1 protein-coding gene is annotated in these 1,511 nt (G+C 55.4%); it reads left to right on the forward strand.

The genetic code is table 11. From position 1 onward, the window contains the following. Window positions 1-85 precede the first annotated feature (85 nt). A protein-coding gene (locus ACR0FG_RS20835) for an IS3 family transposase (protein WP_480895268.1) occupies window positions 86-1,437 on the forward strand; the annotation gives its coding sequence in 2 pieces (ribosomal slippage) (window positions 86-422 and window positions 422-1,437; 1,353 coding nt in all). The last annotated feature ends 74 nt before the right edge of the window (window positions 1,438-1,511 follow it).

Below are 1,511 nucleotides of genomic sequence, written 5' to 3' on the forward strand. Positions count from 1 at the left end.
TGTCTGACGTCAGCACCAATGGGACAGTTTAGGTCGATTTGATAAGAGAGGGTTTCTGGCTCATCGTAACCGCCAAGGAGTGGAGATGAGAAAGAAACCCGGAACCAAGCAGAGCCACGGTGAGAAGGTCGTAAAGGACATTCGCCGTGCGACCCGCAAACAGTATTCCGCAGAAGAGAAGATCAGGATCGTGCTGGACGGCCTGAAGGGCGAAGACAGTATTTCAGAGCTGTGCCGCCGTGAAGGCATTGCCCAGAGCCTCTACTACAGTTGGTCCAAGGAGTTCCTTGAAGCCGGCAAGAAACGTCTGGCAGGCGACACGGCCCGTGCAGCGACATCGACCGAGGTCAAAGGTCTGCGCCGCGAGGCACGCGATCTGAAGGAAGTGGTTGCCGAACAGGCTCTTGAACTGCGGTTGCTCAAAAAAAGCATGATCGCGGATGGGGGCGACGACGAATGAGGTATCCTGCATCTGAAAAGCTGCAGATCATCAGCCTCGTCGAAGGCTCGCAGCTGCCGACCAAGCGCACTTTGGAAAAGCTGGGCATCCCGAAGACCACCTTCTATCGCTGGTATGACCGATATCTGTCGGGTGGTCCTGAGGCGCTTGAGGATCGTAGCCCCAAGCCGTCACGGGTCTGGAACCGCATTCCGCAGCCAATGCGTGAGAAGATCAAGGACTTGGCTCTGAAGGAAAGTGAGCTGTCGCCGCGTGAGTTGGCTGTTCGCTTCACCGACACAGAAAAGTACTTTGTGTCAGAGGCTTCGGTCTATCGCATCCTCAAGTCCTACGATCTGATCACCAGCCCGGCTTATGTGGTTTTGTCGGCCGCAGACGAGTTCCAGGACAAGACCACACGGCCGAACCAGCTCTGGCAGACGGACTTTACCTATCTGAAGGTGATCGGCTGGGGCTGGTTCTATCTCAGCACGATCCTGGACGATTACAGCCGATACATCATCGCCTGGAAGCTTTGTACGACGATGAAGACCGAGGATGTGACCGACACACTGGACCTCGCTTTGCACGCCTCAGGCTGTGATCAGGCAACGGTGCTGCACAAACCACGCCTGCTCAGCGACAACGGGTCCAGTTACATCTCCAGCGAGTTGGCCGATTGGCTGGAGGTCCGACAGATGGATCATGTTCGAGGCGCTCCGTATCATCCGCAAACCCAAGGCAAGATCGAGCGCTGGCACCAGACTCTCAAGAACCGCATCTTATTGGAAAACTACTATCTGCCCGGTGACCTTCAGCAGCAGATCGATGCGTTCGTCGATCACTACAATCACCGACGCTACCACGAAAGCTTACAAAACCTCACGCCCGCTGATGTCTACTTCGGACGCGGCCACACCATTCTGAAACAACGAGAAAGGATCAAACGGAAGACACTCGAAACTAGGCGCTTGCTTCACCGCAAATCCGCCGCATAATCAATCCAACCAGATGCGCCAGATCCTCTCTTAGCTCAGGCCGACATCTGTCCCAAAATCCCTGACGACGGACA

The sequence above is a fragment of the Ruegeria sp. E1 genome (assembly GCF_056534225.1).